The following is a 16,964-nucleotide window of genomic DNA, read 5'->3' on the forward strand; positions in this document are numbered from 1 at the left end:
CCATAAGAGATCTAGTAAGGTCTCGTTTGCTCGGATATGTTTATAATAGACAGATATAATAGAATTAATAAAAGGACATAATAAAAACAGGGTGTTACCAGCACCCTGTAGTATACAATTCAGTTGCTAAGGCAACTAGTAAAGCTGATTTATAAAAAAGTAGCTAAACCAATTGCACGGGTGGGCTACTTTTTTATATTATCTATAAGCACGATAATTAAATTTATCAAAGCTATCAAAAATGATAGAGCAGCAAAAACTACTATAAACATTTCGTACATATGTATCACCTCCCTTCTTAAAGGGATGGCAATACCAGTTGCTCACACACAACTTATTGAATTGTACATTTTAGATTATATCATATACTTTGATTGCTGAAAACTTAGAAAAGGGGAATTTCCACTTATGCAGGTGAGTAGCAAAATGCTATTAAAACCAACATAGAGCCGTTTTAAGATAGGCTTTATATTAAGACGAATTAACCTTTAAACATGTAAAAGTTAAAATATGGAGCATGAAGGTATATGAATGTGAGATAATATATCTGGGGTTAAATATTTTAGGTGTATGGTGTTTTGCCACCCACCTAAAAGCATTGATATTATTAAAATTACATGTATAAAATTTGCCCCTCTTTTTGCCCCCTATAGTTTAGGATAATCAAGTATGGACAGGCATATACTAAAAAATGAAATGGCTATATAGCAGGGACTGAGGGGTATTTAAAATTATCAAAATGTGTTCCTCGAAAATCCAGAGGCCGGGAGTTCGAATCTCCCTGGGTGCATCATTAAGTATTGAAATTAAAGGATTTGCAGAAATGCAGATCCTTTTTTAAAATTTTGTTATCATTCACTTGATCGTATATAATTATATTGAAGTGATGGGTATTCAAAACGTAGATGACTATGAAAAAAGTCAATAGTTACTACAGACTTTTGAGGTGATCAATATGAAATATTATGTTAGTGATGTGGCGCGTATACTTGGGTTGACACCAGGTGCATTACATTTTTTTGAGAGCAAAGATATTATTAATGCAAAAAAAGAAGATAATGGATACCGTTATTATGATGAAGAGGATGTTTTTAGGCTGCTGTCTTACTTCAAATATCATTCAATGGGTATTCCTCTCAAGGATATAGGAAGACATTTCAGCGGAAAAGTACCAGCAGAAATATATTCACAAGTGGGTCGATGCCATGCCTGCTACTCATCTTTCTGTTTTTTGCACCGGATGGAAAAATGAAACCGATGAATCAACGGCAGTTTTGGGTTATTCAATAAGACCTGAGGAAGCAGAAAAGTTAAATTTGCCGTTTGACAAAGGGAAAATGGTATCCTTGCATTCACTTCCCTGCTATCACACAATTGTTACTGCCGATTCAGATTTTGCCTATTTTCCCGGCAAAGTTTTTCATAAAACATTGGAAGCTATCCGCGAACGTAATCTGGTTCCTTCTTCGGCGCCTTTTGGCAATGTTTTGTTGGTAGATGTGGATAGCAATACAACGCATCCTATAGTGGAATTATGGTGCCCAATCCATTAATCTAATATTGAATTGTTATACACTTTTCTGTCCTGCATTTATGTATAGGAGACGAATGGTGTATTTTTTATTGAAAAATTATTATAACTCTTGACTTAATAGTTACTATTGGCATTATATTTACATTGACAATAATATAACGATTACATACAATGATTAATTAAATTTTATAAAAATGAGGTGAGCTAAATGGAGAAAGAATACCAAGTATTGTTCGAACCGATTAAAATCGGCGGAGTAGAATTAAAAAACAGATTTTGTCTTGCACCTATGGGCCCGCTTGGACTTGCCGATGTAGAAGGAGGCTTTAACCAGCGTGGAATTGACTATTATACGGAAAGAGCAAAGGGTGGAACGGGACTGATTATTACAGGAGTTACTTTTTCAGATTGCAAAGTTGAAACTCAAAGCATGCCAAACTGTCCGAATTCTACCTATAACTCCGTTCATTTTATAAGAACCAGCAGGGAAATGACAGAGCGCATACATGCTTACGGGAGCAAAGTTTTTCTTCAGATGTCTGCCGGCTTCGGTCGTGTGACGATCCCTACGAATTTGGGGGATTTTCCTCCGGTGGCATCTTCTCCTATCCAGCATAGGTGGCTGAACAAAACATGTCGCCCTTTGGAAGTAGAAGAGATTAAAAGCATTATAAAATCCTTTGGTGACGGTGCTTTTAATGCAAAGCGTGCCGGATTTGACGGCGTTCAGATCCATGCTGTCCATGAAGGATATCTGCTGGATCAATTTGCAATTTCGATGTTTAACCAAAGAACAGATGAATATGGCGGATCACTTGAGAACAGACTGCGCTTTGCAAAGGAAATTGTGGAAGAAATCAAGTCGCACTGTGGAAGTCAATTCCCTGTTTCAATGCGTTTCAGCTTAAAGAGTATGATCAAGGACTGGCGAGAAGGTGCTCTGCCGGGAGAAGAATTTGATGAAAAGGGACGTGACATTGATGAAGGTATTGAAGCAGCAAGGCTTCTGGTTAAGTACGGCTGTGATGTTCTGGATGTAGATGTAGGAACATATGACTCATGGTGGTGGAATCATCCGCCGATGTATCAGAAAAAGGGACTTTATATTCCGTATGCAAAAATGGTAAAGGATGTGGTTGACGTCCCTGTAGCCTGTGCCGGCAGAATGGATGACCCGGATATGGCGTTAAAAGCAGTAAAAGAAGGTGCCTGCGATATAGTCAGCCTGGGAAGACCGCTTTTGGCCGATCCCCATTATGTCAATAAACTGAGAGCAGGTAAAGCAGATGAGATTCGTCCCTGCATTTCCTGCCAGGAAGGCTGTATGGGCCGAATCCAGGAGTATTCCGCAATTAACTGTGCGGTAAATCCTCAGGCCGCCCGTGAGCGTTTTACTGCTTATTCACCGATTGTAAAAGCTAAAAAGGTTCTCATCATCGGCGGTGGCGTAGCAGGCTGTGAGGCTGCCCGTGTTCTTGCCATACGAGGCCATAAGCCGGAAGTATTTGAGCAAACTTTAAAGCTGGGAGGAAATTTGATTCCCGGAGGTGCTCCAGACTTTAAAGAAGACGATTTGAGACTGGCAAAATGGTATTCACATCAATTGAAACTATTGAATGTTCCTGTGACATTTAACACCAAAATCACAAAGGAATTTGCACTTTCCAAAGATTACGATACTGTTATTGTTGCGACCGGTTCGACACCAAAAGTATTTTCTCTCGGAGACGATGCCCATGTTTATACAGCAGCTGATGTACTTAGCGGAAAAAAGGAGTCTGGAGAGTCCACAGTAGTAATAGGCGGCGGACTTGTTGGATGTGAAACTGCACTGTGGTTAGCACAAAATGGCAAGAAGGTCACAATCGTTGAAGCACTTGGCAAAATCCTGGCAGTAAATGCACCGCTTTGTCACGCAAACAGCGAGATGCTTGAACGTCTGATCCCCTATAACAACATCAAAATTATTACCTCAGCCAAGGCTACCGGATACGAAAATGGTAGGCTCTTGATAAATTTAAACGGTGAGATGAAAGAACTGAATTGTGACAGCGTGATATTATCGGTAGGCTACAAATCAGAAAACTCACTGTACCAGCAGCTTCAATTTGATGTACCTGAAATCTATCTATTGGGAGATGCAAAAAATGTAGCAAACATCATGTATGCTATATGGGATGCTTTTGAGGTAGCTAACAGTATTTAATTGAATCTTTATCTATATTTGTTGATTTTTCAGATATCAAATATAGTACAATGAAAGGCCGGGGATAATGTGATTAGTAAAAAACATTTTGGCAGAATTATTAATATCTTCCTTAAATATTTTACAAAGAAAAAAACCAGGGGTGAAAATCCCTGGAATGAGGTTTAATACAACATGAGTTTAAACACCGGGGATTCATCATCCCCAGCATAAAGTAAGTATCAACGCACCAAGAAATAAATATTTTAGTTCATATGGAATTTAAATATTTTAACATCTTAAATACCTTGATATCCTTACACGAATAGTATGCGTTAAAATTGAAATATTATTCTGGTAATTTTAGGAAGATGATTATGTGGAAAAGTTGATAGCGTATAAAAGAAAATAAAGAAGAATTAAATAAAAGTGAATTATAGGGCACCAGAAAATCTAGTATTTATTGCCATTTTTTTATTTTAGCAGGATATTATCATTGCTTGTAGAAATTTATATAGACGTAAAAATTGAGGAGGAAATAATATATATGGATAAAGAGAATTTAAAGCAAGAAATATTAGACATACTAGAAAAACATAATTATATAAGCAGATTAAGTGAATGCCCAATGACTACTTTAAGATTTCTTTTAAAAATAGATGATGCTCATTTGGATGCTTCTCTAATTTATGATGCTTTATGTGAACTCCAAGAAGAAGATAAAGTAATAAAAAGTTTTGAACCATTTGCTGGTGATTTGAATATGAAAATTAATGCGTCAAGATGGTATTTAAAACAACAGGGAAAAGAGGAAAGCCCTAAGAAGAGTATAGATTAATTTCTATGCTCTTTTAATTAAATAGTTAAAGTATCTTAGAGAGTATAACAGCCCCTTGTTTTAATACATATGGATGAGTTTATTATTAGGATAAACACTACTTATTTTGGATTTATAAAATGTGGTAAACCTGCAGCCATGATGTCTATATAAGATAAGTATATAGAAAAAGCTAAAAATAGCTTTTTTTATTTTTGTACCTCATATGTTAGAATTATGTTATTACGAATATTGGAGGTATCTATGAGAAGCAGAAATAAGATAAAATTAAGTAAAGAAACAAAAAAAGACATGGTTAACAAAATAAAAAATTACTTTTTAAATGAAAGAGAGGAAGAAATAGGGGATTTAGCCGCAGGATTAATTTTAGAGTTTACTATAGAAGAACTGGCGCCTGAATTTTATAATCAGGGAGTTTATGATTCTTATAAATATATGAATGAGAGAGTTGAAGACTTATTGTCAATTCAGACATATTAGGGGTTTTGGGGAAATCCGGGGATCTTTTTTATAGAGTAGGAATAATTTTAATATGCTTGATTTGTAATTTCTATTGAGCATATCGACTGTGCTTCAGATTTAGTTAATGATATTGGGAGTTATTAACACAAACTTAACAAGTACAAAATTTTTATATAACAATCTTTGAATACAATATAAATATAAAAAAATAAACTCTTTATGTACACCAAAGTAAGCATCCGTTTTATTAGGATGCTTATTTTCATTTTATTCATACAATAATTAGATTTGTTACAAATAGTTAACTAATACGACACTAAGCTGTAATAGAAACCACATATACTTATATATATCAGATATTTAAGCGTTAATTAAAAATAAATTTAAAAACCATTTAAAATGGTAATTACCAAATTGGTGCCTGCGGTTGCAGGGTACTGTAAACTTAAATGCAACCACCACAAGATTCTTTATAAAATTTGGTCTCCCTTAATTATATTTTAAAATAAGCATTCGTCATTTAGGATGCTTATTTTTCTTTATATAAAGGAAAATGGGGGGCATGTAAACTGGAATGATCTCATGAGTGTAATGTATATGAGCATGTGAGGAATAAAGATACTATAGGAATAATACAATTAGAATATAGAGATCTATTGGAACAATTCAGTATATGTACAGGCCATTATATGGATATAACCAAGAATCCAACAGATTAAAGGCGTGTGTAAATACTTTAACTACTGTGAAGGGGATGGAGAAAGTTACATGGGATATAGGAATTCCGCAAACCTAAAAAACAAAATATATAAGGATTTATTTCTAATATTTATAATGGGTGCTCTATACATGGTATTTGAGGGGTTATGGCGTGGCTGGACACATATAAGTATGCTGGTAGTAGGTGGAACAGCGGCCTTCTTTATAGGAAGACTTAATGAGTATCCTAAATTTTATGATAGGAAAATGTGGCAGGAATGCGTAATTGGAACTTTCATAGCTCTCGCATTGGAATTTACTTCAGGGATTATATTAAACATATGGTTAGGACTTGATGTGTGGGATTATTCTGATGAGCCTTTTAATTTATATGGACAGATATGTTTGCCTTACGCTGTATTGTGGTTTGTGTTGATGCCACTTTGTATATATTTGGATGATTATTTGAGATATAAGCTATTTGGAGAGAAAAGGCCTGTGGGATTATTAAAAAATTATAGAGATCTATTTGCAGATAATTAAAAGTAAAATATATAAGTATAAAAGCCTAAAGGAGAAAAAGGGCTTTATTTTTTACATAAAATATTAATAATGTTGTAACAAAACTGTGACAGAAGAAATCTAAACTTATATTTAGTCTAGATAAAAAACAAATTTGATGGAAAGAAAGTGATTATATCGTGAAAAAGATACTTATTCCAATATTGGTAGTGGTAATAGCAGTAGTAAGCATTGTAGTATATAGAAATACTACAAAAAAATCCGAAAACAATAAATCACAATCTTCGCAGACTCAAGTAACCATCCAGAATATTGAAAGTACAGTTTCCGGCTCAGGAAGTGTTGTGCCCCTGAATAGTGGAACAATTAAAGCTGAAGGAAAAGATACTGTATCTCAGGTACTTGTAAGCAAAGATCAAACGGTAACTGCAGGGCAGGAACTTATTGCTTTTGAAGATGGAAGTGCCGCAATAACAGCTCCCTATGACGGAATAATAAGTCAGGTAAATGTAAGTGCAGGAGATAGTGTAAATCCAAATCAGGCTCTTTTGAGTATATTTGATAACAAGAATTTCTATACCACAATATCCGTAGACGAGACAGATGTGCCGAATTTGAAAATTGGGCAAAAGGCCAATATAAAAGTCAATGCATTTCCAGATACCAGTTTCACAGGTACTGTCAAGGATATAAGTCAACAGGGAACATATTCCAATGGAGTGTCAACTTTTAACGTAATTATATATTTTGATAAAATAAATGACATAAAATCCGGAATGTCTACAGAGGCTTCCATAGTAACAGCATCAAAAAATAATGTACTTGCTGTACCTATAGAAGCAATAAGAGATATGGATGGTAAAAAATTTGTAATACTATCTTCTGACGATGGAAAAATGAAAATGCAGCAAGTTCAGGTAGGAATTAATAACGGCAAAATGGTTCAAATAGTTGAGGGGCTAACAGAAGGGCAAAAAGTTCAATTACCTCAGACTGAAAGTTCAAGCGGAAGTCAGTCCTCAGCAAAAAGCAGAAGCGGATTTGGAATGATGAGAAGCGGAGGAATAGGTAATTCTAGACAAAGTGGAAATGGTGGAAGCCAAAATAGAGGAACAAATTAATTATGGGATAAAATGAAATACGTGGGAAAGGAGAACTTTTATGATAGAAATTAAAAATCTGTGCAAGTACTATACTATGGGAGATACTAAAATAAAGGCACTGGATAATATCAATTTAAGTATATCTGATAATGAATTTGTTTCAATTGTAGGTCCCTCAGGTTCCGGCAAATCTACACTTATGAATATAATTGGATGCCTTGATGTCTGCGATTCTGGAGACTATATTCTAAATGGTATAAGTATAAATGAAATGAGTGAGTCTGAGTTAGCTGACGTAAGAAATAAACAGATAGGATTTATATTTCAAAATTTTAACCTGCTTTCTAAAATGAATGCTGTAGAAAATGTAGAAGTACCTCTCCTATATAGGGGGATAAGTGAGAAGAAATGCAGGGAGAGGGCCATGGAGTGCCTTGAAAAGGTGAAACTTAAAGGAAGAGAGTATCATAGGCCAAATCAACTTTCAGGAGGGCAGCAGCAAAGGGTAGCTATTGCAAGGGCACTGGCAGGAGGGCCGAAAATCATACTGGCAGACGAACCTACAGGTGCCCTGGACAGAAAGACAAGTGAGAAAATAATGAATACTATGAAAGAACTCCATAAAAGTGGTAAGACTATAATATTGATAACTCACGATTTGAAAATTGCAAGACAGGCAAAGAGGATTGTGAGCATGGAAGATGGAAAATTGAAGGATGGGAAATTATACATGGAGGAGGATTGATTAACATATGAGATTATTTCAGACTTTAAAGCTAGCTATAAAAAATATAATAAGCAATAAATTGAGGTCTATTCTCACCATGATAGGTATAATTATAGGAATTTCTTCCGTTATAGTATTGGTAGGTATGGGAAGCGGCTCCACAAAACAGATAACTTCCCAGGTTCAGGCTCTTGGAACTAATCTTATTATGGCAAATACCTCCAATAACAATGGAACCAAGCAATTTACCCTTGAGGATGTAAAAAATATTCAGGATTTGCAGGGAATTTCTGAGGCAGCACCTACTATTAGTGCCAGTGCTACGGTTAAAGTCAATACAAAATCTCAAAGTACTTCTGTAACCGGAACTACGCCGAATTTTATGGATGTGAGAAATATGACGCTTTCAGAAGGTAGATTTATAGCCGACCTGGATGTAGATTATAGAAATAAGGTTGCAGTTCTGGGATCTGATATTGCAACCCAGCTTTATGGATTTAATGATCCTGTAGGTCAGGATATCAGTATAAATGGAAATACTTATAGTGTTGTAGGAGTGTTGAAATCACAGGGAAGTTCCATGGGAAACAACACAGATGACATGGTGATTGTACCATCATCTACGGCTATAAGCCTTGCTGGCAGTAGAAATGTACAAAGTGTGTATATAAAATCTTCCAGCGATCAAAATGTAGAGATGGTTACAAATGAAGTAAATACCTACTTAAATAATTATTTCAAGTCCACAGATAATAGTATCAGCCGAGTCATGAGTCAGAAACAATTGCTGGATACCATGAGCTCAATAACCAGTACCATGACTTATTTGCTTGGGGGAATAGCTGCCATATCCCTTATAGTGGGAGGAATAGGAGTAATGAATGTCATGTTGGTATCTGTCTCAGAACGTACTAAGGAAATTGGAATAAGAAAGGCACTTGGGGGAACAAAAAAAGATATTCTGATTCAATTCTTGATAGAATCCCTGGTTCTGAGTTCACTGGGTGGTATAATAGGTGTAATATTTGGTATTTTAATTGGAAAGGCAATAGCTGCTTTTGGAGTTTCAGTAGCGTTTTCAATACCTGTAGTAATTTTTTCATTTTCTTTTTCCATGATTGTGGGCATTGTATTTGGCATATTTCCGGCATATAAGGCCTCTAACCTTAAACCAATAGATGCTCTTAGATTTGAATAATACTTTGTCTTATATAAAAATTGTATTTGTTATTTTGAATATGAGAGGTAAAATAATTATATTATATAAATTAAAGGGAGGAATTAAAGTGAATGAAGTTTATGAATACTTAAAAAGTATCGGCACTTATTATTTGGCAACGTCTGAAGGTGATCAGCCAAGGGTTCGACCTTTTGGAACAATAGACATCTTTGAGGGAAAGCTTTACATCCAGACTGGAAATGTTAAAAACGTTTTTGCTCAAATGAAAAAAAATCCTAAAATTGAAATCTGTGCTGTGGGAGAAGATAATACCTGGATACGTGTTACAGCAACTGCTGTTCAGGATGATAGAGTTGAAGCTAGACAACATATGCTTGATGAATATCCAAATCTTAAAAGTATGTATGCTGCTGATGATGGGAATTGTGAAGTCCTTTATCTAAAAAATGCAACTGCTACTGTCTATTCCTTTACAGAGAAACCTAAGACTATTAAATTTTAACATTGATTTTAAACTATTGATTTTTTCTGTTGTTATGGTAATATATAGTTATAGTGGTAATGATTCCTTTCTAAAAAGGTATGCGTTTTATTGTGCAGCATAAGGTTAATACTTGATTATTATGCCATTTGTAAGCTATGCCTCGCAAAAAAATTTTTGGAGCTCCTTAAAATAGGGGGCTCGTTTTCTTTTGCCGTCAAAAGTATTGTAAGCAATTTACTTTAACTCCATATTTCACAAAGGATATATTACTTCAACAGGGATAAAATATTAGTGAATTGAAAATATGTATTTTAGGAGGTAATATTTTATGAAAGGTTTATTTGACAATGTTTTAGGTAATGGCAGTGAAGATGATGATAATAAGAAGAAAAGTAAAGATGGGGAAAGACTTACACTTCATAAGGAAGAGCTTGATATAAATAAAAGCAAAGTTCCAAAGGGTGAAGTTGAACTGAGCAAAGAAATTGTTGAAGAGCCAAAAACAGTTGATGTTCCAGTTACGCATGAAGAAGTTGTTATAGAAAGAAGGCCAGTAGATAATAAATCCAGTGATACACCTATTAGTGATGAAAAAACCATACGTATTCCAGTCAGTGAAGAACAGGTTAATGTAGGTAAACACACTGTGGTAACTGGAGAGGTATCTGCTCATAAACGTGAAGTCAAAGAAACGAGGAAAGTGGATGAAAAACTAAAAAGAGAAAAAGCTCGTGTAAACGCAAATGGTGACGCAAAGATAGTGGATGATAATACAGATCATGACTTTCATTAAGAAATTTACCCCAAGGCTGTCATTGATATAATACTCCCGACTTCATAGAGTGGGAGGTAAGCACTGCCGCGCGCCTGGATAAGGTGATTCTTAGGTTTGCAGTGATTTGCTCATGGAAAATCTTCCCTATAAACAAATTCCATTTGAACCTAAGAATCACTTGATCAGTGCTTATTTTGCATATACAAGGCAATTAGCAGCAGGGTGCTAATTGAATGAAACACGGATACAAATGTAAATGTAAAGATACTCTATAAGGAGTATTGCTTGAATTTATTTGCATGATATCTTATAATTATGATATATGTAAAATATAGTAATAAAAGGAGTTGATCTATGGTGGAGGAACCTTTACAAGTTTTAAAAACCAGAAGAAGTTGCAGAAAATATCAGCAGAAACAGATCAAAAAGGAAGAGCTGGATGCTATTCTAGAAGCCGGTACTTACGCACCAACGGGTATGGGTAAGCAATCTCCAATTATCATAGTTATACAGGACAGGGAAACGATTACGAAAATTTCTAAATTAAATGCAGCTATTATGGGAAATACGTCTGATCCATTTTATGGAGCACCAACTCTGCTTGTTGTCTTTGCTGACAGGAAAGCGGCAACTTATGTTGAGGACGGAGCTCTTGTTATAGGCAATATGCTGAATGCCGCTCATGCTATTGGTGTGGATTCCTGTTTTGTCTACAGAGCAAAAGAAGTGTTTGAAACTGAGGAAGGCAAAGCTTTGTTAAAGAAATGGGGAGTTCAGGAGGACTATGTTGGAGTCGGTAATTGTATTCTAGGATATGCTGCTGAGGGTGGTATTGCTCCAGCTGCGCCGAGAAAAAAGGATTATATTATCCGGGTCTAATTTTTTGTAACAACTAAAAGAATAAACAGAGTTCTTTGCTTCAGGTGGGGTTTTTGACATCACCTGAAGTTTAAAAATCGTTATCCAGGGGCGTAGCTGCCCTTATCTGTTACTTGTAGAAGTGGCAGTATTAGGGCAGGTAGCTATCGGATAAATTTGAGAACTAAATAGGCAAAGAGTTTCAGATAAAGCTGGGACTCTTTTTGTTTTATTGAAGCAATACGAATTTTGGAAAGACGATGGGCAATTACAAATGTAAAAGCCGGACAATTATTTGCGGAAGAAATTTTGGGAATGAAACCGGAGGTTTTAGTCGAATCAATGTATCCCTAATTTTTGAATTTATACCAATAGAATGAACTTAAAAATCCTACGAAAGATATAAATGCCATAAGGTAATATGCTAAACTCATATTATAATTATTTACAATTATTCCTGTAAAAATTGGAATAATAGTCATACCTAAGCCATAAATAGCCTGGAAATATCCCATAGCAGTAGACTTTTTCTTCTGATCTACATTTTTCATTGACTCGCTTGTACAAAAAGAAAACAAAATACCTGTAGACATGGCAATTAAAATTTGCGCAAAGTATATATGTAGTACGGAACTTGTATTTGGAACAATTATACAATATATGCAAATGCATATAAGTACGGTAGGGATCCAGAACTTAGCGCCCTGTTTCGCTGCCAATTTTGAAGCTGAAAAATAGGAAGTGATTACAGCTACTAATATATATATTATTGAATTTATACCAATTTGAAAACCAGAAGCTCCTAGTTGTTTAGCAATCTGATTGGTAAAAGACATTGCTGTAGACATAAGTATCCCCTGTTGTACCAGTGCAAGTAATGAAAATCCAATAAGTCTTTTATCCTTATATATGGTAATAAGCTCTTTAACAGGCAGTGGTTTAAAATCAATTTTAGGCTCTTTTATGAAAAATCCAATAAAAGTAGATGGGAATGCAGCTGCCAGACTTAATATACACAAGAAATTCATACCAAATTTATCGTAAAACATAGATCCCATAACAAATCCCACAAGAATTCCTATGTTGTTTGCACCTATAATAATTCCCATAGATTTCTGCATATCTTCTTTTTTAAAATAATTTGAATATAAAACCATAAAAGAGATCCACATTGCTGAGGCCAGTCCAGAAAATAAACTTCCAAGTAAAAAACCAATACCATTTGGGATAAATATTCTAAAAAGGGAAGCTAGTCCACTAGAACAAGCACCAATTATAATAAATAATTTATGATGGCCTTTTCTATCAGCCATTATTCCTATTGGCATTCTAAGTAACATCTGTGATAATCCATACGCTCCGACAACGGTTCCAACAAAACTGGTGGTTGCACCAATTGAAAGTAAGTATGGTGCTTGATAAGGCATATAAACGTATTGTGAAAACCAAAACATAACTACGATAATTAATATAATTCTTTTTTGCAACTTTACATTTAACTGATTAATTTCAATCATATGACTGTCCTCCCGTGATTTGCTTAGGTATCCTTATTATTATAATGGAAAGTAATAAAAAATGATATATTTGTTGAAATAATGTAATATTACAATATATGTGTTATAATACTGGGTATTATGTTGAACGTGGTACCTAAGGAAAATACAGGAGGGAGGATGTAAAATGATAGGCGTAATTGTTAATACTGTGGCTGTGATCATAGGGAGTATTGTCGGCCTGTTGTTTAAAAAGGGAATTTCTAAAAAGGTTACTGATGCGGTTATGGTTGGAATAGGTTTATGTACTGTCTATATTGGAATATCGGGAACGCTAAAGGGTAAAAATACCCTGATACTTATAATTTCCATTGTTATAGGCACTATCATAGGGACATGGATTGATATTGACAAACGAATAAACGCTTTAGGGGAGTGGATTGGAAAACGATTTAGAGCATCTTCTGACAATTCCATTTCAGTTGCGGAGGGTTTTGTTACAGCCAGCCTTTTATTTTGTATAGGGGCAATGACTATTGTAGGATCATTAAATGCAGGACTTATTGGAGATAATACGATGCTTTTTACAAAATCCGTGCTTGATTTGATATCATCTACGATACTATCTGTAAGCCTTGGCATTGGTGTATTGTTTTCTGCCTCTTTTGTTTTCATATTTCAGGGTGCCATTGTTTTGCTGGCACAGTTTTTACAGCCGATTTTAACTAATTCAGCTATTGGAGAAATTACCTGTACAGGCTCTCTGATGATTATAGCGCTTGGATTAAATATAATTGGTGTCACTAAAATTAAAGTGGCAAATTATTTACCAGCAATTATTGTGACTCCTATTTTATGTTGGATAGTGACATTAATATAGGATGTTGAAAATAACTGCGAAATCTATTAAAAAATTTTACTTGTACATATTATTCTATTTTTTGTAACTATTACACCCTTAATTATCAAAGATACTACGTATATTGGTATGTATATGACTATTTATTTTATAAATAGTTCCCCGCTTGAAACCCCAGTTAATTCTGGGGTATATTTTTTTGATGTAAAAGGGGAGAAAAGCCCTAGACGGATCCGGGGCTTTCATTATTACGCTATATTGACATAATAATATGCAGTTTTGTGAGTAAGGACTGTATCAGTTGTTTTATTATTATTAAATTGAATAATATCTACTTTATGTTTACCTGTTTTGATATCATTTCCCTTTAGTTCCATATTTGTCTTGCTGTTGGATAATTGTTTTTTAGAGTTGAAAACACCATCTATGAATATATAGCTCATATATTTATTATTGAATTCACTTGGGGTTATTTCAACTTTTTGAGATGAAGTATTTTTCTTGATATTTATAATCGGAACATTTCCATCTTTAAAGGTGTTAGATGATGGAGATATATAAAATTTGCCTGGACCCATGTCAGTCTTCAAATTTTTAGGCAATTCTGCTAAGTCGTTTTTAGCTTTGTTCTCTATATTTTGTGTTTTGTTTTTAACATTGTTAGATTGTTGTTGAGTTCCACAGCCTATTAAGTTTATTGTAATCAGTAAGGATGCTGTAATCACATAAAAAGTTTTTTTCATCTATATCCACTCCTTGTAATTTATATGAATATTTGTTTGGTAATAATTAAAGTTTGTGCATTATAAAAATAGTTATACTAGAAAATTATAAAAGTCACATTTAAAATTTAAAATAGGAAACTGAATTGCATATCGACAATGTCAAAAAGTGCAGTTTAAAAATATATTGAAAATAAAGGAGGGGTTTTATGTTGAAAGGTGTTGATATAAGCAATCTCAATGGTTCAGTTAATATTCAGCTTGTCAAAAATACAGGACACAAATTTGTAATTGCAAAGGCCACTGAGGGAAGTACCTTTGTGGACAAATTTTATAACAGCAGCATTAAAGATGCCAGGGCACTGGAGCTTGTCACTGCAGCATATCATTTTGCCAGATTTACGACTAAAGAAAAAGCTATCCAGGAAGCCAGTTTTTTTAAATCCACTGTTGCAGGCACTGATCTTGACTTTGTAGTTCTGGATTTTGAACAGCAGTGCAGCGGGGACATGACGGATGCCTGCCTGGCATTTCTGGATGCCATATCTTCTATAGCGCCGGCGGTGATTTATTGCAATCCAAACTATATAAAATCACATCTAAATTCCAAAATAACAAAGTATCCTCTTTGGATTGCCAATTATGGGACAAGTTCTCCAGATTTTACGCTGTGGAGCAAATATGCTATATGGCAGTATACGAATAAAGGGCAGATATCGGGTATGTCCGGATATGTGGACCTTAATTATATGGCGGAGGATTTCTACAATTCTCTAAAAAGGGGTGAGAAAAAAGTGGATGCTATTGTGATATATAACTACGGTGCTGATATGCATTCTGCGGAATTACTGGCTGATTTTTTAAATTGTCCTACGATTTCTAATGCCAGAAAGTTTGATTATTCTCAAGTGAAAAATGTTTATGCTGTTGGAGGCAAGAAGGAACAGTATACAAGCTATTTAACAGAACTTATCAGCGGTACGGATAGATATGAAACAGCAGAACGTGTACTTGATTTTATAAAAAAAAGAAAAAAAGCCGTTGATTTGTAATAGAGTATTAAATGAGTAAGAAAAAAACCAGGGATGAAAATCCCTGGAATGAGGTTATTATAATATGAGTTTAATTGAAATTTAAACACCGGAAATTCATCATCCCCGGTGTAAAGTAAATACCAATGTACTGAATGACAAATATTTTGGATCATATGAAACTTTAAATATTTTATAATCTAAATACATTGATATTCTTATATAAATAGAATGTGCAAAAAGCAAATTATTATTCCGGTAATTTTAGGTATCGGTGATTTTACAATAGAGGTAACAAATATGATATAAAGAGATAGATGAAAATTCATATAGATATTATTCAATTGAACTCCTTAAGATTATAAATTGCAGAATAAGCATCCGTTTTTTTAGGATGCTTATTTTGTTTTGAATCAGCATATTCTGTATTAAAAGTATTTGTTTGGGGGTATTATATAATGAAAGAGCAATTGCTCAGTTTACTTGTGGAGTTTATTTTAGGTATAGTTGGAATTATAGGAGGTTATGTACTTAAGAAGATTTCTGATGTAGTGAAAGAACAAAGAGAATCTTTTATAGCTAGAAAAGGAATGGACAATTATAATCATGCTCTTACTGTAGCAAAGGGAATGTACTATGTTTTAGAAGACGAATTTAGTTCTGTACAAAAATCGGGAGATATTAAGAAAAGCGAAATGGATAAAAGATTGCTGCAGCTATTACCCTGTCTTACCCAAGATGAATTGAATGCTATAAATAAACAGGTATGTATCAGTGCTGATAGTAAAGTAAAACAGCAATCCTTTCAATTGGAGGAGCTTAAAGAGACACAATCTAAATTGTGGCAGCAGCTAATACAATTACAACAGGAGAATTTACGCTTAAAACAGATTATAGCTAATACACAAAATTTACGTCAACAGTAAAAATAAAGAGCTTATCCATAGAGATGAGAACATATTTGTGGTAGAATTAAATAAAGTGCTTGGAGGGAGTTGGTTTAATATGTATAGGGAATGGTTGGAGGTTCTAGAAGAAAATAGAGACAAAGTGGAAAATGGGCTCAATGAGTTATTTAGACAGGTGGTTTCAGGAAAACATGAAGAAGAAAGAGAAGGAATTCTAAGCATTGGTGCTGACGGTAATATTGATATATATTTCGAAAATAAGGAATATGTATTAAAGGAAGATTCAAATGAAGCTGAACTGGAAATTATAAGAATTGACTGTGACAAGTATAAAAATTTAAAAAGCAGAGATGATATTGAACAAAAAATGGAATATCTAAAAAGTAAAGTTATACCTGAAACTATAGATAAACTGTATGAAGATGTAAGAGGATGGGCATTGGAAGAGAGTTAAAAATGGCGTATTGTATATTTTTTATAAGCTATCTTGAAATTTTTTAAGATAGCTTATTTTAATGTCGAAATTAAAGCATCTGAGAAATATTTTATTCATTAACTTTAAAATATGATTCAAATAATTT

General features: G+C 34.2%; 18 protein-coding genes. 16 read left to right on the forward strand and 2 right to left on the reverse strand.

Annotated features, from left to right (window positions below):
• The first annotated feature begins 955 nt into the window (after window positions 1–955).
• The 12 genes from J5G60_RS08815 to J5G60_RS08870 all read left to right on the forward strand — a co-directional run bounded on the left by J5G60_RS08815 (window position 956) and on the right by J5G60_RS08870 (window position 11,388).
• On the forward strand, window positions 956–1,252 hold the full coding sequence (locus J5G60_RS08815) for a MerR family transcriptional regulator (protein ID WP_150357392.1): 297 nt from the start codon (window positions 956–958) through the stop codon (window positions 1,250–1,252).
• Window positions 1,206–1,553 (forward strand): hypothetical protein, encoded by a 348-nt coding sequence (locus tag J5G60_RS08820; RefSeq protein WP_150357394.1) that lies wholly within the window; start codon window positions 1,206–1,208, stop codon window positions 1,551–1,553. Before J5G60_RS08815 ends, J5G60_RS08820 begins: the two co-directional genes overlap by 47 nt.
• Before the next feature lie 189 nt (window positions 1,554–1,742).
• Window positions 1,743–3,740 (forward strand): oxidoreductase, encoded by a 1,998-nt coding sequence (locus tag J5G60_RS08825; protein WP_150357396.1) that lies wholly within the window; start codon window positions 1,743–1,745, stop codon window positions 3,738–3,740.
• 526 nt (window positions 3,741–4,266) lie between these two features.
• Window positions 4,267–4,557 carry a hypothetical protein gene (locus tag J5G60_RS08830; RefSeq protein ID WP_229981167.1) on the forward strand — a complete coding sequence of 97 codons (291 nt, stop codon included), beginning with the start codon at window positions 4,267–4,269 and terminating at the stop codon, window positions 4,555–4,557.
• Window positions 4,558–4,800: 243 nt separating this feature from the next.
• Window positions 4,801–5,037, forward strand: coding sequence for a DUF2164 domain-containing protein (locus J5G60_RS08835; RefSeq protein WP_150357398.1), 237 nt, complete (start codon window positions 4,801–4,803; stop codon window positions 5,035–5,037).
• Between the two features lie 750 nt (window positions 5,038–5,787).
• On the forward strand, window positions 5,788–6,261 hold the full coding sequence (locus J5G60_RS08840; protein ID WP_150357400.1) for a putative ABC transporter permease: 474 nt from the start codon (window positions 5,788–5,790) through the stop codon (window positions 6,259–6,261).
• 158 nt (window positions 6,262–6,419) lie between these two features.
• Window positions 6,420–7,361, forward strand: a complete 942-nt coding sequence (locus J5G60_RS08845) for an efflux RND transporter periplasmic adaptor subunit (protein WP_190972216.1) — start codon at window positions 6,420–6,422, stop codon at window positions 7,359–7,361.
• Window positions 7,362–7,401: 40 nt separating this feature from the next.
• A complete protein-coding gene (locus tag J5G60_RS08850) occupies window positions 7,402–8,088 on the forward strand; it encodes an ABC transporter ATP-binding protein (protein WP_150357404.1) in 687 nt (228 codons plus the stop codon).
• 7 nt (window positions 8,089–8,095) lie between these two features.
• Window positions 8,096–9,268, forward strand: a complete 1,173-nt coding sequence (locus J5G60_RS08855) for an ABC transporter permease (protein ID WP_150357406.1) — start codon at window positions 8,096–8,098, stop codon at window positions 9,266–9,268.
• An 88-nt stretch (window positions 9,269–9,356) separates the two neighbouring features.
• Window positions 9,357–9,752: a pyridoxamine 5'-phosphate oxidase family protein gene (locus tag J5G60_RS08860; protein ID WP_150357408.1), complete on the forward strand. Its 396-nt coding sequence runs from the start codon at window positions 9,357–9,359 to the stop codon at window positions 9,750–9,752.
• A gap of 310 nt (window positions 9,753–10,062) precedes the next feature.
• Window positions 10,063–10,527: a YsnF/AvaK domain-containing protein gene (locus J5G60_RS08865; RefSeq protein WP_150357410.1), complete on the forward strand. Its 465-nt coding sequence runs from the start codon at window positions 10,063–10,065 to the stop codon at window positions 10,525–10,527.
• 336 nt (window positions 10,528–10,863) lie between these two features.
• A complete protein-coding gene (locus J5G60_RS08870) occupies window positions 10,864–11,388 on the forward strand; it encodes a nitroreductase (protein ID WP_150357412.1) in 525 nt (174 codons plus the stop codon).
• Window positions 11,389–11,717: 329 nt separating this feature from the next.
• Here J5G60_RS08870 and J5G60_RS08875 read toward each other — a convergent pair whose 3' ends face one another.
• Window positions 11,718–12,884, reverse strand: a complete 1,167-nt coding sequence (locus J5G60_RS08875) for an MFS transporter (protein WP_207708007.1) — start codon at window positions 12,882–12,884, stop codon at window positions 11,718–11,720.
• A 166-nt stretch (window positions 12,885–13,050) separates the two neighbouring features.
• On the opposite strand from J5G60_RS08875, the gene J5G60_RS08880 reads away from it, so the two are divergent.
• The gene (locus tag J5G60_RS08880; RefSeq protein WP_150357414.1) at window positions 13,051–13,743 is read left to right on the forward strand and encodes a DUF554 domain-containing protein; all 693 of its coding nucleotides are present in this window, start codon (window positions 13,051–13,053) and stop codon (window positions 13,741–13,743) included.
• 227 nt (window positions 13,744–13,970) lie between these two features.
• On the opposite strand, the gene J5G60_RS08885 is transcribed toward J5G60_RS08880, so the two are convergent.
• Complete coding sequence (locus J5G60_RS08885) at window positions 13,971–14,465, reverse strand: hypothetical protein (RefSeq protein WP_150357415.1); 495 nt, start codon at window positions 14,463–14,465, stop codon at window positions 13,971–13,973.
• Window positions 14,466–14,653: 188 nt separating this feature from the next.
• Here J5G60_RS08885 and J5G60_RS08890 point away from each other — a divergent pair, with 188 nt between their 5' ends.
• The 3 genes from J5G60_RS08890 to J5G60_RS08900 all read left to right on the forward strand — a co-directional run bounded on the left by J5G60_RS08890 (window position 14,654) and on the right by J5G60_RS08900 (window position 16,837).
• Window positions 14,654–15,496 (forward strand): glycoside hydrolase family 25 protein, encoded by an 843-nt coding sequence (locus J5G60_RS08890; RefSeq protein WP_150357417.1) that lies wholly within the window; start codon window positions 14,654–14,656, stop codon window positions 15,494–15,496.
• Between the two features lie 437 nt (window positions 15,497–15,933).
• On the forward strand, window positions 15,934–16,401 hold the full coding sequence (locus tag J5G60_RS08895; RefSeq protein WP_190972217.1) for a hypothetical protein: 468 nt from the start codon (window positions 15,934–15,936) through the stop codon (window positions 16,399–16,401).
• A 79-nt stretch (window positions 16,402–16,480) separates the two neighbouring features.
• On the forward strand, window positions 16,481–16,837 hold the full coding sequence (locus tag J5G60_RS08900; RefSeq protein WP_150357419.1) for a hypothetical protein: 357 nt from the start codon (window positions 16,481–16,483) through the stop codon (window positions 16,835–16,837).
• Window positions 16,838–16,964 lie beyond the last annotated feature (127 nt).

The organism is Clostridium sp. HV4-5-A1G, assembly GCF_900184915.1.
Classification (GTDB): domain Bacteria; phylum Bacillota; class Clostridia; order Clostridiales; family Clostridiaceae; genus Clostridium_B; species Clostridium_B aromativorans.

Excerpts from the sequence above, each read along its gene's own strand:
- J5G60_RS08815 (WP_150357392.1), top strand. The coding sequence starts at position 956 with ATGAAATATTATGTTAGTGATGTGGCGCGTATACTTGGGTTGACACCA.
- J5G60_RS08820 (WP_150357394.1), top strand. The coding sequence starts at position 1,206 with ATGCCTGCTACTCATCTTTCTGTTTTTTGCACCGGATGGAAAAATGAA.
- J5G60_RS08825 (WP_150357396.1), top strand. The coding sequence starts at position 1,743 with ATGGAGAAAGAATACCAAGTATTGTTCGAACCGATTAAAATCGGCGGA.
- J5G60_RS08830 (WP_229981167.1), top strand. The coding sequence starts at position 4,267 with ATGGATAAAGAGAATTTAAAGCAAGAAATATTAGACATACTAGAAAAA.
- J5G60_RS08835 (WP_150357398.1), top strand. The coding sequence starts at position 4,801 with ATGAGAAGCAGAAATAAGATAAAATTAAGTAAAGAAACAAAAAAAGAC.
- J5G60_RS08840 (WP_150357400.1), top strand. The coding sequence starts at position 5,788 with ATGGGATATAGGAATTCCGCAAACCTAAAAAACAAAATATATAAGGAT.
- J5G60_RS08850 (WP_150357404.1), top strand. The coding sequence starts at position 7,402 with ATGATAGAAATTAAAAATCTGTGCAAGTACTATACTATGGGAGATACT.
- J5G60_RS08855 (WP_150357406.1), top strand. The coding sequence starts at position 8,096 with ATGAGATTATTTCAGACTTTAAAGCTAGCTATAAAAAATATAATAAGC.
- J5G60_RS08865 (WP_150357410.1), top strand. The coding sequence starts at position 10,063 with ATGAAAGGTTTATTTGACAATGTTTTAGGTAATGGCAGTGAAGATGAT.
- J5G60_RS08870 (WP_150357412.1), top strand. The coding sequence starts at position 10,864 with ATGGTGGAGGAACCTTTACAAGTTTTAAAAACCAGAAGAAGTTGCAGA.
- J5G60_RS08875 (WP_207708007.1), bottom strand. The coding sequence starts at position 12,884 with ATGATTGAAATTAATCAGTTAAATGTAAAGTTGCAAAAAAGAATTATA.
- J5G60_RS08880 (WP_150357414.1), top strand. The coding sequence starts at position 13,051 with ATGATAGGCGTAATTGTTAATACTGTGGCTGTGATCATAGGGAGTATT.
- J5G60_RS08885 (WP_150357415.1), bottom strand. The coding sequence starts at position 14,465 with ATGAAAAAAACTTTTTATGTGATTACAGCATCCTTACTGATTACAATA.
- J5G60_RS08890 (WP_150357417.1), top strand. The coding sequence starts at position 14,654 with ATGTTGAAAGGTGTTGATATAAGCAATCTCAATGGTTCAGTTAATATT.
- J5G60_RS08895 (WP_190972217.1), top strand. The coding sequence starts at position 15,934 with ATGAAAGAGCAATTGCTCAGTTTACTTGTGGAGTTTATTTTAGGTATA.
- J5G60_RS08900 (WP_150357419.1), top strand. The coding sequence starts at position 16,481 with ATGTATAGGGAATGGTTGGAGGTTCTAGAAGAAAATAGAGACAAAGTG.